This is a genomic window from Streptomyces sp. NPDC096311, from assembly GCF_044763085.1.
Classification (GTDB): domain Bacteria; phylum Actinomycetota; class Actinomycetes; order Streptomycetales; family Streptomycetaceae; genus Streptomyces.
This window is the reverse complement of the sequence record NZ_JBIWFN010000007.1, coordinates 297,986-324,317: the sequence shown is the minus strand read 5'-3', so window position 1 is coordinate 324,317 and position 26,332 is coordinate 297,986. Positions and strand designations below refer to the sequence as shown.

The 26,332-nt window shown below is 71.0% G+C and carries 25 protein-coding genes and 1 pseudogene; 15 read left to right on the top strand and 11 right to left on the bottom strand.

Going from position 1 to position 26,332, the window contains the following annotated elements; all coding sequences use genetic code 11:
• Positions 1–121: 121 nt before the first annotated feature.
• Positions 122–469 (top strand): hypothetical protein, encoded by a 348-nt coding sequence (locus tag ACIRA5_RS20305; RefSeq protein ID WP_403692491.1) that lies wholly within the window; start codon positions 122–124, stop codon positions 467–469.
• Positions 470–499: 30 nt separating this feature from the next.
• Here ACIRA5_RS20305 and ACIRA5_RS20300 read toward each other — a convergent pair whose 3' ends face one another.
• Together ACIRA5_RS20300 and ACIRA5_RS20295 are read right to left on the bottom strand one after the other, a co-directional pair.
• Entirely contained in the window at positions 500–967 is a 468-nt protein-coding gene (locus ACIRA5_RS20300; protein ID WP_403692489.1) for a hypothetical protein, read from the bottom strand.
• A 210-nt stretch (positions 968–1,177) separates the two neighbouring features.
• On the bottom strand, positions 1,178–2,083 hold the full coding sequence (locus ACIRA5_RS20295; protein ID WP_403692487.1) for an EamA family transporter: 906 nt from the start codon (positions 2,081–2,083) through the stop codon (positions 1,178–1,180).
• 188 nt (positions 2,084–2,271) lie between these two features.
• On the opposite strand from ACIRA5_RS20295, the gene ACIRA5_RS20290 reads away from it, so the two are divergent.
• Positions 2,272–3,129 (top strand): LysR family transcriptional regulator, encoded by an 858-nt coding sequence (locus ACIRA5_RS20290; RefSeq protein ID WP_403692755.1) that lies wholly within the window; start codon positions 2,272–2,274, stop codon positions 3,127–3,129.
• Positions 3,130–3,172: 43 nt separating this feature from the next.
• On the opposite strand, the gene ACIRA5_RS20285 is transcribed toward ACIRA5_RS20290, so the two are convergent.
• The 3 genes and pseudogenes from ACIRA5_RS20285 to ACIRA5_RS20275 all read right to left on the bottom strand — a co-directional run bounded on the left by ACIRA5_RS20285 (position 3,173) and on the right by ACIRA5_RS20275 (position 4,543).
• A complete protein-coding gene (locus tag ACIRA5_RS20285; RefSeq protein ID WP_403692486.1) occupies positions 3,173–3,601 on the bottom strand; it encodes a substrate-binding domain-containing protein in 429 nt (142 codons plus the stop codon).
• 424 nt (positions 3,602–4,025) lie between these two features.
• A pseudogene (locus ACIRA5_RS20280) lies at positions 4,026–4,109 on the bottom strand (LacI family DNA-binding transcriptional regulator); the annotation flags it as partial.
• Positions 4,110–4,297: 188 nt separating this feature from the next.
• Positions 4,298–4,543: a hypothetical protein gene (locus tag ACIRA5_RS20275; RefSeq protein ID WP_403692484.1), complete on the bottom strand. Its 246-nt coding sequence runs from the start codon at positions 4,541–4,543 to the stop codon at positions 4,298–4,300.
• A gap of 1,056 nt (positions 4,544–5,599) precedes the next feature.
• Between ACIRA5_RS20275 and ACIRA5_RS20270 the strand changes: the two genes are divergently transcribed.
• The 7 genes from ACIRA5_RS20270 (at position 5,600) to ACIRA5_RS20240 (ending at position 11,812) form a co-directional block, all read left to right on the top strand.
• On the top strand, positions 5,600–6,250 hold the full coding sequence (locus ACIRA5_RS20270; RefSeq protein WP_403692481.1) for a GntR family transcriptional regulator: 651 nt from the start codon (positions 5,600–5,602) through the stop codon (positions 6,248–6,250).
• Positions 6,251–6,298: 48 nt separating this feature from the next.
• On the top strand, positions 6,299–7,048 hold the full coding sequence (locus ACIRA5_RS20265; protein ID WP_352047154.1) for a PIG-L deacetylase family protein: 750 nt from the start codon (positions 6,299–6,301) through the stop codon (positions 7,046–7,048).
• On the top strand, positions 7,045–7,755 hold the full coding sequence (locus ACIRA5_RS20260; protein WP_403692479.1) for a 4-carboxy-4-hydroxy-2-oxoadipate aldolase/oxaloacetate decarboxylase: 711 nt from the start codon (positions 7,045–7,047) through the stop codon (positions 7,753–7,755). The genes ACIRA5_RS20265 and ACIRA5_RS20260 overlap by 4 nt, the downstream gene beginning before the upstream one ends.
• Positions 7,752–8,840, top strand: coding sequence for a 4-oxalomesaconate tautomerase (locus ACIRA5_RS20255; protein WP_403692476.1), 1,089 nt, complete (start codon positions 7,752–7,754; stop codon positions 8,838–8,840). Before ACIRA5_RS20260 ends, ACIRA5_RS20255 begins: the two co-directional genes overlap by 4 nt.
• 10 nt (positions 8,841–8,850) lie before the next feature.
• A complete protein-coding gene (locus ACIRA5_RS20250; RefSeq protein ID WP_403692474.1) occupies positions 8,851–9,816 on the top strand; it encodes a catechol 2,3-dioxygenase in 966 nt (321 codons plus the stop codon).
• A gap of 274 nt (positions 9,817–10,090) precedes the next feature.
• Positions 10,091–11,422, top strand: coding sequence for an MFS transporter (locus ACIRA5_RS20245; RefSeq protein ID WP_403692471.1), 1,332 nt, complete (start codon positions 10,091–10,093; stop codon positions 11,420–11,422).
• Between the two features lie 192 nt (positions 11,423–11,614).
• On the top strand, positions 11,615–11,812 hold the full coding sequence (locus ACIRA5_RS20240; RefSeq protein ID WP_403692469.1) for a hypothetical protein: 198 nt from the start codon (positions 11,615–11,617) through the stop codon (positions 11,810–11,812).
• A 136-nt stretch (positions 11,813–11,948) separates the two neighbouring features.
• Here the strand turns inward: ACIRA5_RS20240 and ACIRA5_RS20235 are convergent, their stop codons facing one another.
• The gene (locus tag ACIRA5_RS20235; protein ID WP_403692467.1) at positions 11,949–12,899 is read right to left on the bottom strand and encodes an alpha/beta hydrolase fold domain-containing protein; all 951 of its coding nucleotides are present in this window, start codon (positions 12,897–12,899) and stop codon (positions 11,949–11,951) included.
• 718 nt (positions 12,900–13,617) lie between these two features.
• On the opposite strand from ACIRA5_RS20235, the gene ACIRA5_RS20230 reads away from it, so the two are divergent.
• Positions 13,618–14,577: an alpha/beta hydrolase family protein gene (locus ACIRA5_RS20230; RefSeq protein ID WP_403692465.1), complete on the top strand. Its 960-nt coding sequence runs from the start codon at positions 13,618–13,620 to the stop codon at positions 14,575–14,577.
• A gap of 76 nt (positions 14,578–14,653) precedes the next feature.
• Here ACIRA5_RS20230 and ACIRA5_RS20225 read toward each other — a convergent pair whose 3' ends face one another.
• Positions 14,654–15,484, bottom strand: coding sequence for a M55 family metallopeptidase (locus ACIRA5_RS20225; protein WP_403692463.1), 831 nt, complete (start codon positions 15,482–15,484; stop codon positions 14,654–14,656).
• Positions 15,485–15,652: 168 nt separating this feature from the next.
• On the opposite strand from ACIRA5_RS20225, the gene ACIRA5_RS20220 reads away from it, so the two are divergent.
• Together ACIRA5_RS20220 and ACIRA5_RS20215 are read left to right on the top strand one after the other, a co-directional pair.
• Positions 15,653–16,852 carry an NAD(P)/FAD-dependent oxidoreductase gene (locus ACIRA5_RS20220; RefSeq protein WP_403692460.1) on the top strand — a complete coding sequence of 400 codons (1,200 nt, stop codon included), beginning with the start codon at positions 15,653–15,655 and terminating at the stop codon, positions 16,850–16,852.
• A 159-nt stretch (positions 16,853–17,011) separates the two neighbouring features.
• Positions 17,012–17,908 carry an RNA polymerase sigma-70 factor gene (locus tag ACIRA5_RS20215; protein WP_403692457.1) on the top strand — a complete coding sequence of 299 codons (897 nt, stop codon included), beginning with the start codon at positions 17,012–17,014 and terminating at the stop codon, positions 17,906–17,908.
• A 174-nt stretch (positions 17,909–18,082) separates the two neighbouring features.
• Here ACIRA5_RS20215 and ACIRA5_RS20210 read toward each other — a convergent pair whose 3' ends face one another.
• Entirely contained in the window at positions 18,083–18,775 is a 693-nt protein-coding gene (locus ACIRA5_RS20210) for a DUF6215 domain-containing protein (RefSeq protein WP_403692454.1), read from the bottom strand.
• A gap of 209 nt (positions 18,776–18,984) precedes the next feature.
• Positions 18,985–19,755 carry an SDR family NAD(P)-dependent oxidoreductase gene (locus tag ACIRA5_RS20205; RefSeq protein ID WP_403692451.1) on the bottom strand — a complete coding sequence of 257 codons (771 nt, stop codon included), beginning with the start codon at positions 19,753–19,755 and terminating at the stop codon, positions 18,985–18,987.
• Between the two features lie 257 nt (positions 19,756–20,012).
• Here ACIRA5_RS20205 and ACIRA5_RS20200 point away from each other — a divergent pair, with 257 nt between their 5' ends.
• A complete protein-coding gene (locus tag ACIRA5_RS20200) occupies positions 20,013–20,627 on the top strand; it encodes a TetR/AcrR family transcriptional regulator (RefSeq protein WP_403692448.1) in 615 nt (204 codons plus the stop codon).
• 81 nt (positions 20,628–20,708) lie between these two features.
• Here the strand turns inward: ACIRA5_RS20200 and ACIRA5_RS20195 are convergent, their stop codons facing one another.
• Positions 20,709–21,380: a response regulator gene (locus ACIRA5_RS20195; protein ID WP_403692446.1), complete on the bottom strand. Its 672-nt coding sequence runs from the start codon at positions 21,378–21,380 to the stop codon at positions 20,709–20,711.
• Positions 21,349–22,653, bottom strand: coding sequence for a sensor histidine kinase (locus ACIRA5_RS20190; protein ID WP_403692444.1), 1,305 nt, complete (start codon positions 22,651–22,653; stop codon positions 21,349–21,351). Before ACIRA5_RS20190 ends, ACIRA5_RS20195 begins: the two co-directional genes overlap by 32 nt.
• 311 nt (positions 22,654–22,964) lie before the next feature.
• Between ACIRA5_RS20190 and ACIRA5_RS20185 the strand changes: the two genes are divergently transcribed.
• Complete coding sequence (locus tag ACIRA5_RS20185) at positions 22,965–23,735, top strand: ABC transporter ATP-binding protein (protein ID WP_403692441.1); 771 nt, start codon at positions 22,965–22,967, stop codon at positions 23,733–23,735.
• Positions 23,735–26,305: an ABC transporter permease gene (locus ACIRA5_RS20180; protein WP_403692439.1), complete on the top strand. Its 2,571-nt coding sequence runs from the start codon at positions 23,735–23,737 to the stop codon at positions 26,303–26,305. Before ACIRA5_RS20185 ends, ACIRA5_RS20180 begins: the two co-directional genes overlap by 1 nt.
• The last annotated feature ends 27 nt before the right edge of the window (positions 26,306–26,332 follow it).

The following is a 26,332-nucleotide window of genomic DNA, read 5'->3' as shown; positions in this document are numbered from 1 at the left end:
TTGATGGGTGAAGATGCTTGTCGGACAGGGTCATGGCTCCGAACGGGCGGCGCGTTCACCCGACTCGGTGAGCGGTACCACGGGTGCGTACCACCGGCGCACGCACCGCCGTTGCTCCGACATGGACAGCACTCACACGGCCCAGCGGCGCCGTCCGAAGCAGGGCCTCGCGGGCCGGCCCTACGCCGAGCTGACGGACGGGCGTCTGGGCCACCCGCCGATCTACGCCCAACTGGTCGCGGAGTGGCGGGCCAAGGGCCGGGTGGTTCCGGAGCACCGCGAGGTGGTCGCGGTGCTGTGGGCCTCCTTCGCCGCCTCCAGCCCCTTCGAGGGCGTGGCGTGGCCGGTCGACTCCAGGGCGGAGAGGCGGGAGGAGAAGACCGCTGGACCGGTACCCGCCGAATCCGGGACCGTGTCCGCCGTCCCCGTACCCGCCGTCCCCGTACCCCGTGGCCTGCTGGGCTGGTGAACTCCTGCGCGCGCTGCCGCGGAGTGCCGGTCACCCTCCGGGCGGGGGAGCCAGGACGGCGAGCGTCCCGTTGGCCCGCTGCAACGCCAGTTCCAGGGGGACCGCGGCATGCAGGGCTCCGGTCCCGTCGGGCGGAATGAGCCATTCCAGGAATCGCGCGGCGCGGTACGGAGGTGGTACGGCGACCCACGAGCCCTTGCCCGCGTGGCGGAGTCCGGAGCCGACCCAGCGGCTGGCCGGGTCCGGCGGCAGGAAGAAGCCCACTCTCCGGGACGCGGTGTCCACCAGGGTGGGGCCGGGGGCGCGCAGTGGGTCGTTCCACAGGATGTCCAGGGCGAGCAGCCCGAGTTGCTCGGGAACGCTGAGCACGTCCCAGAACCGCCCGGCCTCCATGAGCACGGTCCCCGACCCCTGATCCCACTCGCGCTTGCAGGCCCGGGGGTCCGAGGCGGCTGCCGCGAGCCACTCGACACCTTGCATCCACATCACATCCGGCATGACCAACTCCAGGACATTCGCAGACCGTCTGACCAGGCGTGGAGTGGCGCACTCAGATGCGGAAACCCGCACCTGGGCGCCGACCCGGCGTGTTCATGCTGGTAGATATTTCTATGTGGCGGAAGGGGTGGCGCGGTCTGGCGTTTTCGCCGAAACGTTCTTCTGGGGACGTCCGTTGCTCGGATTTCCGTCAGGTCCGTGAAGTGTCCGTCAACTTCGTGCCGCCAGAATGCCGAGCACGTTGGCCGCGACGACGGCACCGATGCCCGTCCACTCCGTCCAGTCCAGGCTCTGACCGAGGACGATCCACCCGACCAGACCGGCCAGGACGGGATTGACGCTCATGAAGAGGCCGAAGGCCGGGGCCGGGACGCGGCGCAGGGTGAACAGGTCCGCGAGGCACGGCACCGCGGAGGACAGCACACCGGCGGCCACGGCGCAGCCGACCGCCGCCGGCGTCGGAGGATGCCGGACCGCGACGGCGACGCCGACCGGCAGGAACAGTACGGCGGAGAGCCCGGCGGCGGCAGCGGACCCCGCCGCCCCGGGGACGCGGCGGCCGACGGTGCGGTTGAGCAGGATGTACGACGCCCAGCAGCCGGCGGCCAGCAGCGCGAGGCCCATTCCGAGGAAGTCGGCGGAGGGGCGCGGACGCATCAGCGTGACGACACCCGCGGCGGCGATCACCGCACAGCACGCGTCCAGGCGGCGGCGGGAGGCGGCCAGCGCGATGCTGAGCGGGCCCAGGAATTCGAGCGTCACCGCCAGCCCCAGGCCGATGCGGTCGATCGCCGTGTAGAGGGACAGGTTCATGGTCCCGAACACCAGCGCCAGCAGCACGACCGGCCACCACTGCCCCCAGGTGAACGTCCGCAGCCGGGGGCGGCCCACTGCCAGCAGGACGACCGCGGCGACGTACTGACGCACCGCGACCACACCGACGGGGCCGAGGACGGGGAAGGCCAGGGAGCCGATCGCGGCACCGGTCTGGTTGGACAGGCCACTGCCGACCATCGTGACCACGCCGGCCAGTCGCGTGCCGTCCGGCTTCGGGGCCGTGGGCGCCGGGGGAGTGCGACGCGCGGGTGCTGCCGGGCGTGCGGAGGGTGCGTGCATGTCTCGATGCTGGGAGGCCTGGACTCTTGCGCAAAATGCATCAGCCGATCCATCTATACGCTTGAGTCATGGATCCTTCAGCCGAGGACGCTTCCGGCAAGGGCGGCTCCGTCGAGGACGCTTTGGGCAAGGACGTATCCGTCTCGGACGCATCCGTCACGGATGCCGTCGTCAAGCACGCCTCCGTCGTGAATGTGGAGCTGCGGCAGTTGCGCTGTCTCGTCGCGATCGTCGACGAGGGCACCTTCACCGACGCCGCCATCGCGCTCGGGATCTCCCAGGCCGCCGTGTCGCGCACACTGGCCTCGCTCGAGCGCGTCCTCGGGGTGCGGCTGCTGCGGCGCACCTCCCGCGAGGTCACCCCGACGGCGACGGGACTGCGGGTGCTGGCGCATGCCCGGCGGGTACTCGGCGAGGTGGCCGACCTCGTCCAGGAGGCCACGTCGGGTCGCGCCTCGCTGCGGATCGGGTACGCCTGGTCCGCGCTCGGCCGTCACACCCTGGCCTTTCAGCGCGACTGGGCGCGGGTGCACCCCGAGACGGAACTGCGGCTCGTGCGTGTCAACTCCGCCACCGCCGGCCTCGCCGAGGGAGCCTGCGACGCGGCCGTGGTGCGCAGCCCCCTGGACGACCGGCGGTTCGACTCCGCGATCGTGGGGCTGGAACGGCGGCTGTGCGCCCTGGCCGCCGACGATCCGCTGGCCGGACGCCGCTCGGTGCGACTCGCCGACCTCGGCGGGCGCGTCCTGCTGATCGACCGCAGGACCGGCACCACCACCACGGAGCTGTTCCCGACCGACTCCCGCCCGGTGACCAGGGACACCCACGATGTCGACGAGTGGCTCACCGCGATCTCCACGGGGCGCTGTGTGGGCATGACGCCCGAGTCCACCGCGCACCAGTACCCGCGCCCCGGTGTCGTCTACCGGGCGGTGCGTGACGCCGAGCCCATCGCGGTGCGGCTCGCCTGGTGGCGGGACGACCCGCACCCCGCCGCCCCCGCCGCCATCGAACTCCTGACGGAGCTCTATCGCCGAGCCGTGTAGTCGACGTCGGGGCGCAACGGGTGCGCCGTGCTGCCCGCCGGTGTCACGCCGAGCCGCGCGCGATGATCCGCCCGCGCTCGGGGCTGAGCCCGGCGAGATCGAGGCCGAGCGCGGCGCGGGCGGCGAGGCGGCCGTGCACTTCGGCATCGATACGGACGGTGGTCAGCGGGGGTGTGACGAGGGCGCCGTATTCCGTGTCGTCGAAGCCGATCACGGCCAGGTCGTCGGGTGCGGCAAGTCCCAGGTCGTGCAGGGTGGTCAGGGTGCGCAGGGCGATGTCGTCGTCGAAGGCCGCGACCGCCGTCACGGTCCCGTGCGCGGCGAGGAAGGTCCTGACGGCGCTGGTGCCTGCCGTCCTCGGACGGGGCACGACGAAGGAGGTCAGCGGGGCGAGCCCCAGCGTGCTCACGGTCTCCCGGGCGAGGCGCAGCCGCACTTCCAGCAGCGGGGAGTCGTGGTCGGGCAACGCCATCGCGTGGTGCGCATGGCCGCGGTCGGCGAGATGTCGGATCTGCAGGGCGGCGTTCGAGATGCCGGATCTGCAGGGCGGCGTTCGTGGCGAACCCCGCACGCCAGTCGCCCGCCGCCCCGGGCTCGTGGCCGGTGAGATGCGAGGCGAACCGGAGCACGGCCCGGGGTGCGATCATGTCGAGGACCTGCTGCGTCGCGTGCGGCGCGCCATGGCCGTGCCGGACGAGCAGCACATGGTCGTGCGCGGCGAGTTCGTCGTCGAGGCCCCGGATGTAACTGCGCGAGTAGTTGCCCTCAAGGCCCCAGTCGACGTTGAGGACGACGATGCGGGAGGAGCCCTCGCGCAGCGCTCGCGCGATGCCGTGCGGTACGTACCCGAGGACGCGTGCGGCCTGGCGTACGCGTTCGCTCGTGGTCGGCGAGATGGTCTGGTGCGGATCGTTGTTGCGTACGAAGCTCACGGTCGCCCGCGAGACGCCGCTCGCCGCGGCGACGTCGCTCAGCGTCATGTGCCGCGCACCAGCCGTCATCACGCCCCCGATCGGTTCTGTCGCGGCGGTACCGGGGACCGGGGACGACCGCCAGCGCAGGTCGTACGGCCGCACGCCGAACGGTCCCGTGTCGCTGGCGCGACGCGGGACCGTTCGGAGAAGACCAGTCGTCTTTGGCGAGATGACGGGCCGTCAATCTTCAGATGTCAGTTGCGACCACTGAGGTCAGTGGCCGCCGCCGCCACCGCCGCCGCCGTGGCCGCCGCCACCGCCGCCGCCGTGGCCGCCGCCACCGCCGCCGCCGTGGCCGCCGCCACCGCCGCCGTGGCCGCCGCCACCGCCGCCGTGTCCGCCACCGCCGCCGCCGTGTCCGCCGCCACCGCCGCCGTGGTCTCCGCCGCCGCCGCCGTGGTCTCCGCCGCCGCCGTGGTCTCCGCCACCACCGTGGTCACCACCGCCGCCGTAGCCGCCGCCTCCGTGGCCTCCGCCGTCGTTCGAGCTGTAGGAGTAGCCGGAGGAGTGATCCGAGTGGGAACTGGCCGCGCTGGCGATGCCGGCTGTGCCGAACGCCAGGGCCAGAGCGGCGAACAGGCTGGCGACCAGCCGGAACGTCCTTGAAGTGATGATCCGCATGGTGCTTTCCCTTCCCGGGAGCGTAGACAGGTCCTTGCCCTGCACGGCCGCGGTGACGTCGGCACCAGTGAGGCACTGAGACGTTCGCGATGAGGGTCCGGTACATCGGCGTTGAATGTGACGGGAGTTGCCGTCCGCCGACTCACGCGCTGATCGCGCGGTATCGGGCCCACCTGGGCTGCTGAGCAGCGAACCCCGCGGCGGGGCGCCCGTCCGTCAGTTAACCGACGACCGGGTTGTCGTCGGTCGGGATGTAGTCGGTCGGGATGCTGAGATTGTTTGTCTTCTCGCCAGGCAAAACGTCTGTTTTCTGTTCAACCCGTACCCAACCTACGCATATCTGGACAATGAAGTCAAGCGCAGCGGGTGGGCCCCGGGAGTGCGGGATGTGGGTCATGGCGTCGCAGGCAACTCCCTTTACTTCTTTTTGGCGTTGGGCGACTGACGCCCGCCCAGATCGGGGCTGGTCGGGGCGGTCCCGGCCGCCGCCTTCGGCCTGCGCGGCGCGCGGCGTGCGCTCGGCCCGATCCGCTGAAGGAAGCGGAGGCGACGTCGAGTTGGCATTCGCCGCGGCGGATCCTCGACGGTTCTGTCCTCGGGCCGCCGACGTGCTCGGCGTCCGTTGAGTGGGCGTCGCGCCCTTGCCCGGCCCGGGAGATGGGGCAGTGGCGTCGCCCTGTGCGGAGATCGACACCTGCCTGGCCGGGCGACTGTCACCGCCGACTGGCCGTGGGACGCTCGGGGCTGGTCGGAGCCCTGTGGCGGCGGATGGTCAGACCGTCGACAGGACGTGTCGGCAACATAGAGAACAAAATTGTTGACAATCTTGTTGGACTGGATTTAGGTTCGACAGGCACTCACTCAGGGAGGGCGCGATGCCGAAGGAAGCCCGTCCAGGCACCGGCGAGCAGGCCAAGCAGCACGCACTGGTGCATCTGCGGCAGGCGATTCTGCACGGCGACATGGCACCGGCTCAGCGGCTGGTGGAGAACGAACTCGCCGAGCAGTTCGGTGTCACGCGGGCCAGCGTCCGGGCGGCGCTGATCGAGCTGGAGTCGGAGGGACTGGTCGAGCGGATCCGCAACCGCGGCTCGCGGGTGCGGGTGGTGACGGTCGAGGAAGCGGTGGCCATCACCGAGTGCCGGATGGTCCTGGAGGGCCTCTGCGCGGCCAAGGCGGCCGTCGAGGCGAGCGAGGACCAGCTGGACCAGCTGACCGACCTGGGCACGGCGATGTCCAAGGCGGTCGCGGGCGGCGAGCCGCTGGTCTACTCCCGGCTCAACCACGAACTGCACGACCGGATCAGGGAGTTCTCCGGCCAGCAGGTCGCCGTGGGGCTGCTGGAGCGGCTCAACGGGCAGCTGGTGCGCCACCGTTTCCAGCTCGCGCTGAGACCGGGGCGCCCCCAACAGTCACTGAGTGAGCACCTGGCCATGATCGAGTCGATCAGGGCCCGGGACCCGCGGGCGGCCGAAGCGGCCGTCCGTACCCACCTCGCGGGAGTCATCGACGCGCTGCGCCAATGACGTCGCGGAGGTGGGGCATCCGGCCTGTCCACCAAGGAGATGTGAGCAATGACGCACGGCAAGGCGCCCACCACCCCACGATCGACACTTGTCATCACCGCGCATGCCGGGGACTTCGTCTGGCGGGCCGGGGGAGCCATCGCCCTGGCCGCCTCCCGTGGAGAGAAGGTGACCATCGCGTGCCTCACCTACGGGGAGCGCGGTGAGTCCGCCAAAGCCTGGCGCGAGGGCAAGTCGCTGGAGGAGATCAAGGAGATCCGCCGTGCCGAGGCCGAGGCGGCGGCCTCGACCCTGGGCGCCAGGGTGCGCTTCCTCGACGCCGGCGACTACCCCCTGCTCGTCACTCAGGAGCTGACCGACCAGCTCGTACGCATCTACCGCGACACCCAGCCCGACGTGGTCCTGACCCACCCCCTGGACGATCCCTACAACGGTGACCACCCGGCGGCCGCCCGCATGGCCCTGGACGCCCGCGTCCTCGCCCAGGCCATCGGCTATCCCTCCGAGGGCGAGATCATCGGAGCCCCGCCGGTGTTCTTCTTCGAGCCGCACCAACCGGAGATGTGCGGCTTCCGGCCCGAGGTCCTCCTCGACATCACCCCGGTCTGGGAGACCAAGCGCAAGGCCATGGAGTGCCTCGCCGCCCAGCAGCACCTGTGGGACTACTACACCGACCTGGGCAAGCGGCGCGGCGTACAGCTCAAGCGCAACGCGGGCCCCAACCTCGGCCTGCCCCACGCCACCTACGGCGAGGCCTACATGCGTCCCTACCCGCAGGTCACGGAGGAACTGGCATGAGCGGCCTGATCGTCACCAACCCGCCGCGCGCCCATGCCGAGGACGTCGAGGCACTCGGCGGCTACGGGGTGGCCACCGTCCACGAGGGCATGGGCCGAACCGGCAGTCTCGGTCCCGGGTTCCGGCCCGTCCAGCAGGACGTGCGCATCGCGGGCACCGCGGTCACCGCGCTGTGCTGGCCCGGCGACAACCTCATGATCCACGCGGCGGTCGAGCAGTGCCGCGAGGGCGACATCCTCGTCGTGACCACCACCTCGCCCTCCACCGACGGCATGTTCGGCGACCTCTTCGCCACCGCCCTCCAGTACCGCGGGGTGCGCGGTCTGATCATCGACGCCGGGGTGCGCGACACCGCCGACCTGCGTGCCATGGGCTTCCCTGTCTGGTCGAGGGCCGTCTGCGCCCAGGGCACGGTCAAGGCCACGGCCGGCTCGGTGAACGTACCCGTCGTGCTCGGCGGCCAGGTCGTCCGCCCCGGTGACGTCATCGTCGCCGACGACGACGGCGTGGTCTGCGTACCCCGTGAGCGGGCCGGTACGGCCGTCAAGGCGGCCGAGGCGCGCACCGCCAAGGAGGATGCCTCCCGGGCCGCCTTCGCGCAGGGCCAGTTGGGCCTGGACCGCTACGGCCTGCGCGAGACCCTCGTACGGCTCGGGGTGCGGTACCAGGCCTACGACGAGTACGAACACAACGGTTCCCCGTCATGAGCACCGGCGAGGAGCTGCGCTGCATGCTCATGCGCGGCGGGACCTCGAAGGGCGCCTACTTCCTGGCCGAGGACCTGCCGGCCGACGCCGGGGCGCGCGACGACCTGCTGCTGCGGGTCATGGGCAGCCCCGACCCCCGGCAGATCGACGGACTCGGCGGAGCGCACCCGCTCACCAGCAAGGTCGCGGTGGTCTCCCGCTCCCAGAGCCCTGACGCGGAGGTCGACTACCTCTTCCTCCAGGTGGGAGTGGACCGGGCCGAGGTCTCCGACCGGCAGAACTGCGGCAACCTCCTTGCGGGGGTCGGCCCGTTCGCCGTCGAACGCGGTCTGGTCGCCGCCCGGGACGGGCACACCTCGGTACGGATCCGGATGGTCAACAGCGGTGACCACGCCACCGCCACCTTCCCCACGCCGGACCGGCGTGTCTCCTACGCGGGGCCGGCCGAGATCTCGGGCGTGCCGGGCACCGCCGCACCCGTGGTGATCGAGTTCGAGCGGGGCAGCAACCCCCTGCTGCCCACCGGGCACGCCCGGGACATCGTCGCGGACACGCCGGTGACCTGTGTGGACAACGGCATGCCGACCGTGCTGATCGCCGCCGCCTCCCTGCAGGTCACCGGCTACGAAAGGCCGCGGGACCTGGAGGAGGACCTGACCCTGCACGACCGGCTCCAGCGGATCCGCCTGGAGGCGGGCCTGCTGATGGGCCTGGGTGACGTCAGCGAGACGACCGTGCCCAAGCTCAGCCTGCTGGCACCGCCCACGAACGGCGGCGCGGTCATGACCCGCACGTTCATCCCGGTCCGCTGCCACACCGCCATCGGCGTCCTGGGTGCCGCCAGTGTCGCCGCCGGGCTGCGCCTCCACGGCGGCGTCGGCCAGGACGTCGCCCGTCTGCCGGAGAACGGCGGACGGCTGCGCATCGAGCATCCCACCGGATTCCTCGACATCGAGAGCGAGATCGACGACGGCATGTCGGGGGTCGCCCCCGTGGCCCGCCGTACCGCCGTCGTCCGCACCGCACGCAAGATCTTCGACGGTACGGTCTTCCCCCGGCCGGCCGGAGCCGCACTTCACCCTTAAGGAGGCCCGCATGGCCCCGCCCCTCGGCGACATCGCCCACCTCGGGCACGTCGAACTGCTCACCCCGGACCTGGACGGAAGTCTGCGGTTCTTCACCGACTACCTCGGTCTGACGGTCAACGGCCGCAGCGGTGACTCGGTCTATCTGCGGACCTGGGACGACTACGAGCACCACAGCCTCGTCCTCACCGCGCACCAGACCTCAGGTCTGCGCCGCACGGCCCTGCGCGCCTCCAGCGAGGAGGCCCTGCAGCGGAGGGTCAAGGAACTGGAGGCCGCCGGTCACCGGGGCCGGTGGACCGAGGACGAGCCGGGCCTCGGCCCGCTGTACGTCACCGCCGACCCCGACGGCCACGAACTGGCCCTGTACTGGGAGTCCGAGTGGTACCAGGCCCCGGACGAGCTGAAGCCGGGGCTGAAGAACCAGCCCCAGGCCAAGCCCGGTCACGGGGTGGGCGTACGCCGCCTGGACCATGTGAACTACCTGGCCGCCGATGTCGCCGCCAACGCCGACTTCCACCAGCACCTCCTGGGCGCCCGGCCGACCGAGCAGATCCAGCTCGACGGCGGCCGGATCGCCGCGAAGTGGCTGACGTTCACGAACAAGTCCTACGACGTCGTCTACACCGAGGACTGGACGGGCTCGTGCGGGCGGCTGCACCACATCGCGTTCGCCACCGACACCCGCGAGGACATTCTGCGCGCCGCCGACCTCGCCCTCGACACCGGTGTGTTCATCGAGACGGGCCCGCACAAGCACGCCATCCAGCAGACGTTCTTCCTCTACGTCTACGAGCCGGGCGGCAACCGCATCGAGTTGTGCAACCCGCTCACCCGTCTCGTACTGGCCCCCGACTGGCCCCTGATCACGTGGACCCAGGCCGAGCGTGCCAAGGGGCAGGCGTGGGGTCTGAAGACCATCGAGTCCTTCCACACCCATGGCACACCGCCGCTGGACCCGGCCGCGGACCACTGAGAAGCCGCGGACCACTGAGAACAAGTCAGCGAAACAGGCAGGGCGGCACACGGCTGTGTGCCGCCCATGGCCGTTTCACCTGCTGTTTCTCTCCTGATGTAGCCTCTCGGAACCGCCGGCTGGATTGTTCCTGAGATTGTTGACAAAAGCGTTGACACTTCGGGAACGGGAACCCTAGCGTCGTGCGCACCATCGGGTCAGGCCGCTCGAGCCGCACCGACCCGCCTCACTCATCCCCTCCAGGGACACTGCTCCCGGACGAGAGGAAACAATGATGTCTCCCTCCCCAGACCTGCGCGCCCGCGGGACCGGACTGGCCACGCTGGTCGTCGGCCTGTGCTGGCTGGTCGTGCTCTTCGACGGCCTCGACATGTTCGTCTACGGCTCCGTGCTGCCCAACATGCTCGCCGAGCACGCCCTGGGGCTCCAGCCGTCCCAGGCCGGCGACCTGGGCAGTTACGCCACCTTCGGCATGCTGATCGGCGCGCTGTCCGCGGGTACGGTCACCGACTGGATCGGCCGCAAGAAGGTGATCATCACCTGCACGGCGGTCTTCTCGCTCGCGTCCGCCCTCTGCGCCGTCGCCCCCAGCCTCGGTGTCTTCGGACTCGGCCGGTTCATCGCGGGTCTCGGACTCGGCGGTCTGCTCCCCACCACGATCACGATGGTCGCCGAGTACGCCCCGCGAGGCCGCCGTGCGCTGATAGTCGGCACGCTGATGACCGCCCACCAGGCCGGCGGCATCCTGGCGGGCTTCGTCGGACTGTGGACCACCGGCACCGGCCAGTGGCGCGTCGCCTACGGGATCTGCGTGGTCCCGCTGCTCATCGGCGTCCCGCTGATCGCCAGGTACCTCCCCGAGTCCCTGAACTTCCTGATCGCCAAGGGACGCACAGGGGAAGCCCGCGAGCTCGCCGAGCGCTACGACGTCGAACTCCCCGGCGTCGCAGCGGAGCGCCCCGCGGCCGGGGACCGCTGGAGCGCCGTGGGCGCCCTGTTCCGCGGCGGCCTGTGGCGCACCACGCTGCTGTTCTGGCTGGCCTCGTTCTGCGGCCTGCTGCTCGTCTACGGCGTCAGCAACTGGCTGCCCACCATGATGCGTGGCGCGGGCTACGAGCTCGGCTCCTCGCTGTCCTTCGTCATCGTCATCAACCTCGGCGGCATCGCGGGCATGCTGATCGCCGGCCGGTTCTCCGACCACTTCGGCGGCGCGCGCGTCGCCACCGTCTGGTTCGCGGCCACCGCCCTCGGCGTCTATCTGCTCGGCATCCACATGGCGCTGCCGCTCACCTACGTCGTGGTCTTCCTGACCGGCCTGTTCCTCTTCAGTGCCCAGGCCATGATCTACGCGACGGTCGCCGGCCGCTCCAGCGACGACAACCGCGCCACCGCCGTGGGCTGGGTCTCCGGCATCGGCCGCTTCGGCGCCGTGTTCGGACCGTGGCTCGGCGGGCAACTCGTCGCGGCCAAGTCCGAGAGCTGGGGCTTCACGGCGTTCGCCATCGCCGCCGTGCTCGCCACGGTCTTCGTCGCCCTCACCGGCCTGCGCGGCCCCCGGCGGACCCCGCAGCCCGACGCCGCCCAGCAGCTGACCACCACCGGCTGACCGCGACGACATGCCTGAGGCCGGGACCTGGCGGGCCCGGCCTCAGGCATGTCCGGATCAGATACGACCAGTGACACCCATGGCCCTCTTCAGCCCATCTGGTCCTGTGCCGAGAGGTGTTCGACCGTCAATCGCACGGCTTCCCCGTACGTGCCGGAGACACGCCGGAAAGAGAAGGCAGGTATCGGCCCCATGAGGCTCCCCGTTCTCATCGATGAGGAAATGAATCCCCGCCAGCAGGAACTGGCCGCCCGCATCGCCGGCAGTGCCGCCCTGAGTGTGCGGCGCGCCGAGAAGGGGGTACCCGTGACGGCGAAGGTGTGGCGTGAACTGACGCAGAATGCTGACAAGTTGGGCATCACGCCACCCGAGGCCCGCTCGCAGGGCTGACAGTCACCTCCATGGAGAGGGGGATGGAGGAGCGGGTGGTCGGGGCGTCCGACGTGCGGCGGGCGCCTCGTCCGTCCCGGGCCCGCCCGCTCGACCGCCTCCGGCCCGCCTGGCCCATCCCGGCGTGCGGCGCCGCTCAACCAGCCTCGCGGGCCTCGGGGTTGACGGCCCGCCGTACATGACGGGCGATCACGGTGTAGGTCTCCAGGGCCTTCTTGTCGTCCTTGCCGTCGTACCCGTGATCGACCCCGAGCACGTCGTGATGCTCGACGAGGGCGTCCGCCCGCTGAAGACGTTCGGCGTAGCGCACGGCTTCCGCCCTGAGAAGGTCGTACTCCGCCGTGACGACCAGAGCCGGGGCGATGCCCTTGAGGTCGGCGGTGTCGGCCGCGCCCGCGGGGGACACCAGCCGGTCGGCGCGCACGCGCGGGTCGGGGACGTACGAGCTGTCGAAGATCTCTCCCATCCAGGGGCGCAGCACCGGCTTGGCGATGGCGGCGCGCTTGTCCCGGGCGCTCGTCGCGAGGTCCAGCGGCGGGTAGTGCAGGACCTGCAGGGCGATACCTGGCCCGCCCTCCTCGAGTGCCTGGCGGGCGACGGCCGCGGCGAGACCGCCTCCGGCGCTCTGTCCGCCCACGGACAGGCGGCTGCCGTCCCAGCCGTGCTCGACGCCGTGCTCGGCGATCCACCGGACGACCTCGAAGGCCTGCCGGGGCGGGGCGGGGAACGGGTGCTGCGGGGCCACGACGTAGTCGACGTTGACCACGGCCACCCCCGCCTCGGCGGCGAGGAAGCGGCAGAGCGGATCGTCGATCTCCGTCAGCGGCAACACGTACCCGCCACCGTGGAAGTTGACGTGAACCGGCGGCGGCGGACTTTCGGACGTCGGCAGGTACACCACGACCCGGGCCGGAGCGACCGAGGTCGGGACCGTCAACTCGCTTACGGAGCGCGAGAACTCGGGGAAGCGGCCGTGCGAGGCCGCCGCCGAACCACGGCCGCTCGGGCGCCGGTCGGCCGCCACGGCGAGGCGCTGTATCGACTGGGCGGCGAAGGAGGCCACTGCGGGCCGGGCAAGGAGAGACATACGGTTCCGATCGTCGAGCCGTGTCTGCCAATCGACAGTATTCCTGGTAATCGATGGGGTGACGCCAGCACGGGCACCCGAGCCTTCCTGGGTCTCTCGGGCGCTTGCCGCGGCGGCGTGCACGCTGCTTGCGGATGTACGTGACATGGTCGGCGTGGCCGACCGCCACCGCGCCATGGGAGGCCGTGACGTACGGGGTCCGGCTGTCACCGGCGGCGCCGAAGCCCGCCGTGTGCAGCAGTCTTCCGACGCACGCGCCGCGGCTACGGCGCCGTGGACGTGAGGAGCCGGGGCGGTCAGTTCTGGACCGGCCCCGGCTTCGGAGGGTCCACGCGCACACCTCCGTTGACCACACCGGCGACAACCGATCCGTTGGTGGCCTTCATGGTGACGCCGCCGGTGACCGCGAACCCACCGGTGCCGGCCGAGGCGCCGGAGCCGGAGGTGTGCTGCCGGACATGCTCGACCAGGGAACGCAGCGCCCTGACGGCCTCGTCCCTTCACCTCTTCCCGCTGTCCAGTTGGGTGACGGACCTTCAGCACGCCGCTCTCCGCCGGCGGCCGTTGACAAAGCGGAGCGTCGCTCCGTATCTTAAGCGGAACGACGCTCCGTTTGATGCGGAGCCGATGCCGGATGCCCCTGACGGGGCCTGACCGCCTCACCCGCCGTCAGCCGAATGAGACCGGCAGCAGAGGTCATGGAAGGGAAATACGCATCATGAGTGAATCGACGTACCCGGCCCACACGTTCGTTCCGCCCACACCAGTGCTCTCGGTCAGTCCCGTAGTGCTGCCGGCCCCCGGCCGGGCCGTGGATCTGGAGGTGCGCGTCTCCGCGCCCGTGACCGGGAGCGACCTGCCGGTCATCCTCCTCTCGCACGGCCAGGGGTACTCCAACCACCTCTCCTCGCTGAACGGCTACGCCCCCCTCGCCAACTTCTGGGCGGCGCACGGCTTCGTCGTGATCCAGCCCACCCACCTGAGCTCGAGGACGCTGAGCCTGGATCCCGCTGTCCTCGGAGGGCCGATGCACTGGCGCTCACGGGCCGAGGACATGACGCGCATCCTCGACCAGTTCGACGTGATCGAGGCCGCCGTGCCGCAGCTCCTCGGGCGCCTGGACCACGACAAGGTCGCCGTGGCCGGGCACTCGATGGGCGGGCACACCGCAAGCCTGCTGCTCGGCGCCCGGCTCACCGATCCGGACGACGGAACGGAAGTGAACCTGGCCGAGCCCCGGATCAAGGCGGGTGTACTGCTTGCCGCGCCCGGCAGGGGCGGCGATGCCCTCACCGAGTTCGTGACCGAGAACTATTCGTTCTTCTCGACCATGGACTTCTCCGAGATGACGACACCCACGCTCGTGGTCGCCGGCGACAAGGACGCCTCCACCCACCTGACGGTTCGGGGCCCGGACTGGCACGCCGATCCGTACTTCCTCTCCCCGGGCCCCAAGTCCCTGCTCACCCTGTTCGACGCGGAGCACGGGCTCGGCGGGGTTTCCGGATACGACGTCGCCGAGACCACGGACGAGAACCCCGGCCGAGTGTCCGCGGTCCAGCGGCTCACCTGGGCCTACCTCCGCACAGCGCTCCACCCCGGGGATTCCGCTTGGCAGGCGGCGCGTGACGCGCTGACGGCCGACGCCGACCCGCTCGGACGAGTCGAATCCAAGTAAGCCGAATACAAGCAATCCGAGTCATCCGAGTCATCCGAGTAAAGGGTGCGAGGCGGTCCCGGGCGGCCACCAAGGGTCAGCAGTACGGGGGCTGGTTGGTGAGGGAAGCCGCTACTCGCATCCACACTCCGAAGAGCCGGTAGAGGCTGGGCAGAGTGCCCTGCGCCTGGACGGTCCGCGTGTCCGGCGAGGTGACCCCTGGAATTCCCAGGAGGGTGGAGGCCACTGAAGCCGACTGCCAGCGGACGGTGAGCGTGGACGGGCCCAACGGGACCACTGCGGCCGGTCGTTGCGCCGACAGACTGGAGGCGACCGCCTCCTCGATCGCGGCACGTGCTTCCTCGGCAGGTCGCAGATCCGCCGCGAATCTGTCCCGCGCATTCTTCACGGCCACGGTGGTGACGGAGGCGTCCCATTCGGCCATCTCCGCGCAGGCGCAGTCGTCACCGGTGAGGACCGCCACCGGAACGCCGATGGCCTCCGCGGTGGCGTGGGCCAGGCCGATCTCGCCCACCGGCCGGCCGTCCAGCCAGATGTCTTCGATCTCGTGGCCCATGAAGCTGTGGCTCAGCACCCCGAGCGCGCCGGCCCGCGAGTGATAGCCGACGCAGACCATGGCATCGTGCTCGGGCGCGAGACCTTCGAGCATGAGCATGTGCTTGGGCTTGCCGCGGATGAGGCGGGCCGCCGGGTGCAGGGCTTCCGGAAGGATGTTGCGCATCGGTCCGTGAGCATCGTTGACGGTGATGTCGGTGGCGCCGGCTGCGAGGGCACCCCGGATCGCGGCGTTGACGTCCTCCGCCATCATCAACCGTCCACGCTCGTAGTCCCGGCCGCCGGGCTGCACGTCGTCGGCGTCGACGAGCCCCGTGACGCCCTCCATGTCCGCGCTGATGTAGATCCGCACTGCGCACACTCCTCAAGTTTGACCGCTGAGGAGACGACTGCCCCTCCTCCTCCGGTTCCGCTGGGCGCGGTTCGAGCGGGGTCTGTGGAGTGACCTGCCTCACATGCTGTCACGGCGATCGATTCCGCGGTGTCTTGAGGCCGAACCCCCGGAAACGAAGGAGACACCATGACGGAGAACACCGAAGTGGTCGTGATCGGCGGCGGATACGCCGGCGTCATGGCGGCCAATCGCCTGACACAGCGCGACGACGTGACAGTGACTCTGATCAACCCGCGCCCGACCTTCGTCGAGCGGATCCGCCTGCACCAACTGGTGGGCGGGTCCCACGACGCGGTCGTCGACTACCGAAAGGTCCTGAGCGAGTGCGTCCGGCTGGTGGTCGACACCGTGACCCGGATCGACGCGGCCGAGCGCAGCGTGACACTGGCGACCGGCGGCACGGTCGGCTACGACTATCTGGTCTACGCGGTGGGCAGTGGCAGTTCCGACCCGCAGGTGCCCGGGGCGGCCGAGTTCGCCTACCCGATCGCCGGCCTGGAGGAGGCCCGGCGGCTGCGGCCGGTCGTCGACGCCGCGCCCACAACGGCCACGGTGACCGTCGTCGGAGCCGGTGCGACCGGCATCGAGACCGCCGCCGAACTGGCGGAGGAGGGCCGCACCGTGACCCTGGTCTGCGGCGGGGTGCTCGGCCCTGCCCTGCACCCTCGGGGACGGCGCTCGGTCGCCAGGCGGCTGGCCGCACTCGGTGTGACCGTGCTCGAAGGCCCCGACGCGAAGGTGACGGCGGTGACTCGTCATGCCGTACGGCTCAGTGGCGGCCGCGAGCTGCCGAGCGAGGTGACGATCTGGACCACCGGATTCGGTGTGCCGGACCTGGCCGCGCGCAGCGGACTGAGCACCGACGCCTTGGGCCGCCTGCTCACGGACGAGACCTTGACGAGCGTGGACGACGTGCGCATCGTCGCGGCCGGGGACTCGGCGGCACCGTCGGACCTGCCGTTCCGGATGAGCTGCCAGGCCGCGGTTCAGCTGGGCCCGCAGGCCGCCGAGACAGTGCTCAGCCGGCTCGCGGGAGAGCAGCCCGCGGCCATCGAGGTCGGGTTCGTCAGTCAGTGCATCAGTCTGGGCCGTCGCGCCGGCGTCTTTCAGCTCACGGGCAGGGATGACACCGCGAAAGGGTTCTCCCTCGGAGGCCGCCCAGGCGCGAAGATCAAGGAGCTCATCTGCAAGGGCATCCCCTGGCAACTGGCATACGAGGCACGCAAGCCCGGTGCGCGCACCTGGTGGGCCAAGGACGCCAAGCGCCGGCAACTGCTGCAGACCAAGCGCGGCGCGGCGCCGGCCACCGCCGAACGGGCGGCGTAGCCAGGCACTCGTAGGGCGTCGCCTCGAGCCCGGGACGCCTGATCACCACTCAACAAATCCACGGGTATGGACGATCACACATGAGAAGGATCTTGCTGTGGATGCACGCTTGAAGGACTTCGGCGACCGGCGCCGGCCGCGAAGGGGAGGGGGCGAGATATGAGTGACCACGTCACCGACACGGCGACCGAGACGTTCGTCGCCCACCGCAACCTGCTCTTCACCGTGGCATACGAGATGCTCGGATCGGCCGTCGACGCCGAAGACGTCCTCCAGGAGACCTGGTTGCGGTGGGTCAAGGTCGACTTGGGGCAGGTACGCGATCCGCGCGCCTACCTGGTCCGGATCACAACCCGGCAGTCGCTCAACCGGCTGCGCACGATGAGTCGCCGCAAGGAGGTGTACGTCGGCCCCTGGCTGCCCGAGCCGCTGCTCACCACGCCGGACGTGGCCGAGGACGTCGAACTCGCCGAGAGTGTGTCGATGGCGATGATGCTCGTCCTGGAGACGCTGTCGCCGACCGAGCGCGCGGTCTTCGTACTGCGCGAGGTCTTCGACGTCAGCTACGACGAGATCGCGGCCGCCGTCGGCAAGACCCCCGCGGCCGTCCGCCAGATCGCACATCGCGCACGCCGGCACGTCGATGCCCGCCGCCCCCGCGAGGTGGTCCCCTCGGGCAGGATCCGGGCGGCTCTGGAGTCGTTCCAGCGTGCGTTCGAATCCAGGGACTTGCAGGGCCTCATGGACGTGCTCGCCCCCGAGGTCGTCCTCGTGAGCGACGGCGGCGGCGTCAAGCGGGCCGCGCCGCGGCCGATCAGCGGTGCCGAGAAGGTGGTCCGCTTCATTGTCGGCGGGACCGGCAAGGCCGAAGGCAGGCTCACCAGTGACCCCACCGTGGTCAATGGCAACCCGGCACTCGTCCTACGCCTGGACGGCGAGGTCGACGGCATCATGGCGATCCGTGTCGAGAACGCCCGCATCACCGGCCTCTACTACGTCCGCAACCCGGAGAAGCTGACCCGCGTCGCATCCGAGACCCCGCTCACCCTGCGATGAAGACCGGTGGTGGAACGGCCCCTCCCGGGTATCAAGTGCCGTGTCCGGCGCGGGGTGTGCCGCGGGCAGTTCCAGGCTCGCCGGGGACCCGCCGAGCAGGGCGGCCGCCTGGTCGAAGGGGGAGACCCTGAGAGAGAGGGGGGCCGGCCTTCGGCGTGGTCGGTGCGTGCCGGGTCAGCCGTTGACCCAGCCCGGGATCGTCGGCAGCACGCTCTCGGCGACGCTGAGCAGTGCCGCATCGTCGGGCACGACGGAGTCCTGGCGCCAGATGGCGATCTCGTAGGAGCCGCCGCCGTCCTTCGAGTCCTGGGCGACCAGCAGGCTGCGGGCGATGCCGCCAGGGCCGGTGTCGGTCTTGCCGTCGCCGCTGAAGGTGATGGCGATGGTCCGGTCCGAGTAGAGGACTGCCGGGTGTCCCAGGACCGTTCTCTTCTGCGCGGTGTTGAGGAGATCGGCCATCTGGGCGACCGGGAGATGGTCGTAGGACGCCGAGATCTTCACCGAGTAGGTCTTCAGCGTGACAGTGGCCTCGGGGGTGGCGATCGCGGTGCCGCCGGCGAGCTTGACCGAGCTCTCGTTGCCTCCGGCCGTCTCCGCCTGCTCTGCCGGGGTTCCGAGGAGCGCCGGCAGGTCAGAGCGGTTCAGCGCCGTGCACAGCTGGGCTCCGGAGACGTGCCTCGACGACCCGGTGTCCTTCGTGGCCTTCGAGGAGGAGCAGGTGGCCGGGCCCCTGTCACCGGAGTTCTGCTCGGAGACCCCCTGCAGTACCAACAGTCCGGCCCCCAGTCCGCCGACCACCACCACCGCCGCGATGGCCTGGGCCCATGCGTTCGGGCCCTGCTTGGCTTCGGCGAAATCCTCGGTCATGTCCCCCCTTGTTGGTCCGCGCCCGACGCGCGCTGGGGGAGCTTAACCGGTGATCGCGATGCTGGTCCCGAACATTTGTCCGCCGCGCATGCCGGGCCCGACCGGGGCCTGGTCGTGCCCGACAAAGCGCCCGTGCGACTCCGGCCACGGACATCAAGCCGGTCCGTGAAGGCCCTTGCCGTGGAGCGACGGGAAACGCGTGCGGTGACTCACGCGGCGATGACGGCGGCACCCACGCGGCCCCCGTCGACGTCCACCACCGATCCGTGCACGAAGGAGGCCTCGTCACCGGCCAGCCAGACGGCGGCGCGCGCGATGGCGTCCGGGCTGCCGACTTCGCCGGCCGGTGTCCCCTTCATCATGATCTCGCCGGGGTGCGCTTCGCTCCCTTCCGCGGTGCGGGGGAGGATCACGCCCGGCGAGATGGCGTTCACCCGTACTCCCTGCGGTCCGAACTCCGCGGCCCATGCCCGGGTGAGGGTCTCCATGGCCCCCTTGGTGGAGCTGTAGAGCGCGCCGACCGGAATACCCAGGCGCGCGACCCATGACCCGAGGTTGATGATGCTGCCCCCTCCGGCCTCCGCCATGGCCGGTGCGACGGCGGCGGTCAGGAAGAACGGTGCCTTGACGTTCACCGCGTAGACCCGGTCGAACGTCTCCTCGTCCGTGGCGGTGGTCACGCCACCCGGGTAGATACCGGCGTTGTTGACCAGGATGTCGATGCGCCCGCCGAGGGACCTGCGCGCCCGCTCGGCCAGGTCCCGGGAGGCCCCGGCACTGCCGTCCAGATCCGCCACGAGGAAATCGGCCCGTCCGTCGGCGGCGCGGATACCTTCGACGACCCGGGCCGCCCGCTCCCGATCGCGCCCCGACACGATGACATGGGCCCCCTCCGCGGCGAACGCCTCGGCGATCGCCTGCCCGATGTTGCTCGTCGACCCCGTGACGAGCGCGGTCTTGTTGTGCAGTCGTTCACCCATGATGTGGTCCCTCGTCCCGCTCTCCGCGGCCGGGCAGCCCGACCGGCTCCGTACGGCGGTCCACCAGGGGGCTGAACCGCGCGACCCACTGTGCATCGGCAAAAATGGACCAGCAAGTCCAGTCCGGGCTGCCCGCGAGGACGCAAAATGGACTCATCGGTCCAGTCAGTCAGCAGTGAGTCAGCAGTGACCAAGTCCAGTGAGCCAGTCCAATGAGTCGGTTCAGTACGCCGGTCCAGGGATGGAGGGAGCGCACCATGTCGCACGCGCCGACCACGAAAGGCCGGGCCATGCAGGCCCGCATCATCGAGGGCGCCGCCGAGGTGCTCCGCGAAAGGGGCGTCGCCTTCACCACCCTCGACGACATCCGCGCCCGGACCGGCACGAGCAAGAGCCAGCTCTTTCACTACTTCCCCGAAGGCAAGGACGAACTACTGCTGGCGGTGGCGCAGTTCGAGGCGGACCGGGTCCTGGAGGACCAGCAGCCGCATCTGGGGAGCCTGGACTCCTGGGAGTCCTGGTACCAGTGGCGGGACGCGGTCGTGGAGCGCTATGAACGCCAGGGTGATCAATGCCCGTTGGGGTCCCTGTTTCTCCAGGTCGGGCGATCCCGGCCGGGCGCACGGGCCATCGTGGCCGAGCTGATGCGTCAGTGGCAGGAGCAACTCGCCCAGGGCATGCGCGCGCTCCGGGCGCGTGGCCTGGTGTCGCCCACCCTCGACGTCGACACGACGGCCGCCGCACTGCTGGCCGGAGTCCAGGGAGGTGTGTCGGTGATGATGTCCACGGGTGACTCGACCCACCTGAAGGCCGCGCTCGACACCGGTATCGAGTACCTGCGCGTGACGGCGGACCGGACCGGGCCACGCTGACCGCGGCGCTCCCCAAGCCCGCGATCGGTGATCACGCGGGCGTGCCACTCGATGGCCGGGCGCCCGCTCCCCGTGCCCCCGTCAGGACGTTCCACGCGGGACGACCAGGCCGCAGTCGTACGCCAGGATCACGGCCTGGACGCGGTCGCGCAGCTGGTACTTCTCCAGGATGTGGGCGACGTGCGTCTTGACCGTGGTCTCGCCCACGCCGAGTTCGAGCGCGATCTCCGCGTTGGACAGACCACGGGTGAGGGCGCGCAGCACGTCGAGTTCGCGCCCGGTCAGGGCGTCGAGCTTCGTCGGCACGGTCGGCGTCGCGGGCGCGGCGAGGTGGGCGAAGCGGTCCAGCAGCCGGTGGGTGACGCGCGGAGAGAGCACCGCCTCACCGTCGGCCACCGTACGGATGGCGCTCACCAGGGAGTCGGCGGGACCGTCCTTGACCAGGAAACCGCTGGCCCCGGCGCGCAGGGCGTCCACGACGTGCGCGTCCAGGTCGAAGGTGGTGAGGATGACGATCCGGCTGGGCGAACCCGCCCCCACGATCCGGCGGGTGGCCTCTACACCGTCCATGTGCGGCATCCGGATGTCCATCAGGACGATGTCCGGGGTGAGGGACTCGGCGCTCTCGACGGCGGCGACGCCGTCCGAGGCCTCGCCGACGACGACGATGTCCGGTTCGGCCTCGAGGATGAGCCGGAATCCCGTCCGGATCATGGGCTGGTCATCGACCAGCAGGACGCGGATGGTTTGCATGCGGGGAGTGCCCTTCGTGCTGGGGGTCGGGTTCGGGGGAGGGGAGCGGGACGACCGCGTGGACGCAGTATCCGCCGCCCGGACGGTTGCCGGTGTGCAGGGAGCCGCCCACGGCGCCGATCCGTTCCCGCATACCGACCAGACCGTGACCGGAACCCCTCGCCGGCATGGGCGGCCGCGCTGTCTCGCCGCCCTGCCGCGGCCCGTCGTCGCAGAGCCGCAGGGTGAGTCGGTGCCGCTCCGGCTCCCAGGAGACGGTCAGCGCGGTGTGCGTGTGACCGGCGTGCTTCAGGGTGTTGGTGAGGGCTTCCTGTACGACGCGGTAGACGGCGAGTTGTGAACCCGCCGGGAGCTCGGCGGGGGTTCCCCTGGTGTCGAACTCGACCTGGAGACCGGCGGCGCGCACCGACTCCACGAGCGCCGGCAGGGCGTCGATGGTGGGCTGGGGCGGTTCCTTGTTCGGGTCGCTCTCCGCCTCTTCGTCGGTCCGCAGCACGTCAAGGAGCCTGCGCAGCTCGGTGACAGTGGCCCGTCCCGTCTCCTCGATGGTGCCGTGCAGTTCGTGGGCCTTGGCGCTGTCGCGGTCCTGGACCCGGTCGGCGGCGATGGTCTGCACCACCATGAGACTGACGTTGTGGGCGACGATGTCGTGCAACTCGCGGGCGATCCGGGCCCGTTCCTCCATCACGGCGGCGCGCGCGTTGGCGACCTGTTCGCGTTCGATCGCCGCGGCCCGTTCCAGCGCCTGGTTCCGGATGGCGGCGCGAGCCCTGGAGAGCCGGCCCAGCGCCCACGCGGCGACCAGCAGCACCGTCTCGATCAGCAGGGTGGTGACACGGTACCCGGCCGGCGCGAGCAGCGCCTCGGTGACGGCCGCGGCCGGGATGAGCACCGCCACGACCAGGGTCGCCGCACGGGGAGTCGACCGTACGGCGGTGAGGAACACGCCCGTGGCCACGCCCATGTAGGGCGGTCCGATGGAGGTGCCCTCGGGTCCGGAGAGCTGCGGGATGTAATGGAGGCCCTGGAGCGTGGCGGCCGCCGCCGACATCACCAGCAGCGCGGGCAGCGGAGACCGGCGGTGGACGGCGAGCGGCAGCGCGGACACCAGCACGAGCACCAGGAACCAGGCGTCGGGCGAACGCAGTTCGGGCCCGCCGGGCGGGATCGCCAGCGGCGTGGCCGCGCATCCGGCGATGAGCAGCAGGGCCAGACCCGCGTCGGTGACGGCCGGGGGCACACGGCGCCCGGCGAACGAGTCCATCAGGTCCATGCGCCCCACGGTAGACGGCTCACCCGGCGCCCTGATCTGCCCTGAGGGTGAGAGCGCGCGGCCGGTCTCCTCCGCGGCGGCATCCTCCGCAAGGAGGAGGCGCCCGCGCGACCGGCGGCGCGAGGAGACCCTGCCGTCCTCCGTACGGCGGAGGGTATCGGGGATCTCGTCCGACCGGCGGAGACCACGGTTCGACGGTGTGGCCGAGGCCGAGGCCCGTTGCCGCCGCTGGACTGGGAGCACCACTCAGGGAACGCCGTGCGAGAAGCCGGGACTTGAGTAGCCGGAACGTGAGAAGTCGAGGAGTCGCAGTGCGGTCTTGGGGCCAACAACCCGACGGGCCGGCCGACGGCCGGTACGCGGTGCAGCTGACGGACGTGACCAAGCGGTACGGCGACGGCCCCTCGGCCGTCCTGGCGCTCGACAAGGTCGGCGCGGGCATCGCACCCGGCACGTTCACGGCCGTGATGGGCCCTTCGGGATCCGGCAAGAGCACCTTCCTGCACTGCGCGGCAGGCCTCGACCGGCCCACCTCGGGCATGGTCCGGCTGGGCGCACAGGACCTGTCGACGCTGAAGGAGCGACGGCTCACGGAGCTGCGGCGCACCCGCATCGGCTTCGTGTTCCAGGCGTTCAACCTGCTGCCCTCGCTGACCGTCGAGCAGAACATCACGCTGCCCCTGCGGCTGGCCGGACGGCAGGTCGACGAGGGCTGGTTCGACCACATCGTGAAGGCCGTCGACCTCGGCGACCGGCTCGCGCGCTTCCCCGCCCAGCTGTCCGGCGGCCAGCAGCAGCGGGTGGCGATCGCGCGTGCCCTGGTCACCCGGCCCGAGGTGATCTTCGCCGACGAGCCGACCGGGGCGCTCGACCCGGAGACCGCACGGGACATCCTGGGGCTGCTGCGGCAGGCGGTCACCGATCTGCATCAGACGGTGGTCATGGTCACCCACGATCCGGTGGCCGCCGCACACACCGACCACGCGCTCTTCCTGAGCGCGGGGCACCTCGTCGACGCGTTGGCCGAGCCGAGCGCCGACCGCGTCGCGGACGTCATGGCCGGCCTGCGGAGGGCCGCCTGATGCTGAGTCTCGCCCTGCTGACGCTCAAGGCCCGCAAGGGCGGTTTCGTCGGCACCTTCGTCGCCCTGCTGCTGGGCGCCGCGGTCCTGAGCGCGTGCGGGATCCTGCTGGAGTCGGGCATACGGGCCGGATCCTCCGCCGAGCGGTACGCGGCTGCCGATGTCCTCGTCGCGGGCCGCCAGGAGGTCGAACTGAGCTTCAAGGACCTCGACGGATCGACCGTGAAGGAGTCCCAGCCGCTGCCCGAACGCGTACCGCTGCAGGCCTCGTTGGCCGACCGGATCTCCGGCGTGCACGGAGTGAAGGCGGTGATCGCGGACGTGGGCGCCCCGGTGCGGCTGGTGACCGATGCCGGGCAGCCGGTGCCGGGACACCATGGCGCGGGGGCGGAGGCACACAACTGGTCGAGCCTGGGCCTCGGCGACTTCCGGCTGACCACCGGTCACGCGCCCCGCGCCGCCGGAGAGATCGTCCTGGACACCGAACTCGCCGCGCAGGCGGACGTCCGCCCAGGCGACGACATCCGCCTGATGACCACCTCGGTGCCCCGTACCTTCCGGGTCGCCGGACTGATCGCCCTGAAGGGCGGCGGCGCCCCCCGCCGGTCCGTGGCGTTCCTGGCCGACGCGACCCTGCGCCGGTCGGTTCCCGAAGCCTCCGTCCAGGCCTTCGGCGTCCTCGCCGCGCCCGGTGCATCACCGCACCGACTCGCCGACGCCATCCAGTCCACGCTCCACGACGACACCCTCGCCGTGCACACCGGGGACGGGCGCGGACGGGCCGAGTTCCTCGACGTCACCGTCAGCGGCTCCAACCTCGTCGTCCTGGCGGCCGCGATCGGCGGCAACGTCCTGCTCGTCGCCGTGTTCGTCCTGTACGCCACCACGTCCCTGTCGATCCGGCACCGCCGCCGGGAGATCGCCCTGCTGCGCGCGATCGGCACCACCCCCGGCCAGATCCGGCGCATGGTCGCCGCCGAGGCCGCCGCCACCGGCCTGCTCGCCGGAGTGGTCGGCTGCCCCGCGGGTCTGCTCCTCGTGTACTGGCTGCGCGACCGGTTCGCCGGACACGGCATCGTGCCCTCGGACTTCGGGCTCGCCCTCAGCCCCCTGCCCTTTCTCGCGGCGGTGCTCGTCACCGTCCTGACTGCGCTGGTCGCGGTGTTGTCCGCCGCGCATCGCGCGACCCGGATCCGGCCCACCGAGGCGCTCGGCGAGGCCGCCGTGGAGACCCCGGGGCTCGGCCGCGGACGCCGGATCACCGGCGGTGTGCTGCTCGTGCTGTCGGCCGGGATCTTCGTCACCGGGCTGGCACAGGACGCCGACTTCTTCACCCTCGTCGGGCTCGCCAACTCCCTCGTCCTCGTTCTCGTCGTCGCGGTCGCCGTCCTCGGCCCGCTGGTCTCCCGTACCGCCGTAAGCCTGCTCGCCCCGCTGCTGAACCGGACCGGTGTCACCGGCTACCTCGCGGCGGCCAACACCCGGGCCAACGTGGCCCGGCTGGCCGGCGCGATCACCCCGCTCGTGCTCGCCGTCTCCTTCTCGTCGACCGTCGTCTTCGCGCAGACCACCGGGCTCAGGGAGTCGGCCGACCAGTTGCGGGCCGGGCTGGTCGCCGACCACGTCCTCACCGCGCCGTCCGGAGTGTCACCCGAACTCGCCCAGAAGGTGAGGGACATGAAGCAGGTGGCGTCGGCCACCGGACTGGTCAGGTCCAAGGTCGTCGCCCTCGGCAGGATGCTGGGCGCCCAGGAGTCCGTCTCGCTCAGCGCGCAGGGCGTGGATCCCCGGGCGCTCGGCAGCGCCCTCGATCTGCGGCCGCGGGAAGGGAACATGAAGGCGCTGTCGCGGGACACCGTGGCGATCAGCACCACCACGGCCTCCTGGCTCGGGCTCGGCGTCGGGGACACCGCCCGGCTCCACCTCGGCGACGGCACCCCGTTGCGGGCCAAGGTGGTCGCCGTGTACGAACGCGGCTTCGGATTCACCGACGTGACCATGGACCACGACCTGCTGCTCGCCCACACCACCGGCAAGGTCGACGAGTCCGTCCTCGTACGCTCCGCCCCCTCGGCACCCGACCTGACCCCGGCCCTGTCGCACCTGGCCGCGGCCTACCCCGGCACGGTGCTCCGGGACGGCCTCGCCGTCGACGACCAGCTCGCGGAACAACACGCGAACGCGTGGGTCAACTACCTCGTCGTCGGCGTGATCGTCGCCTACACGGCGATCACCGTCGTCAACACGCTGGCGATGAGTACGGCCGCGCGCCGCCGCGAGTTCGCTCTGCTGCGGCTGTCCGGCACGGCCCACGGGCAGGTCGTGGGCATGATGCGGCGGGAGAGCGTCATCGTCATCGCGGCCGGGGTGGGCATCGGGACGCTGCTCTCCGCGTTCCCGCTCGTCCTCGTGTCGATGGCGGTGAGCGGCACCCCGGTCCCGGCCGTACCCGGCCTCGGCTACCTGGCGATCGCCGGCGCGACGGCGGCCCTCGCGGCGGCGGGCACGATGCTGCCGACGCGCATGCTGCTGAGGATCCGGCCGGTCGAGGCGATCGGTGCGAAGGAATGACCTCGGCGTGAGCGGGCCCGGGATGCC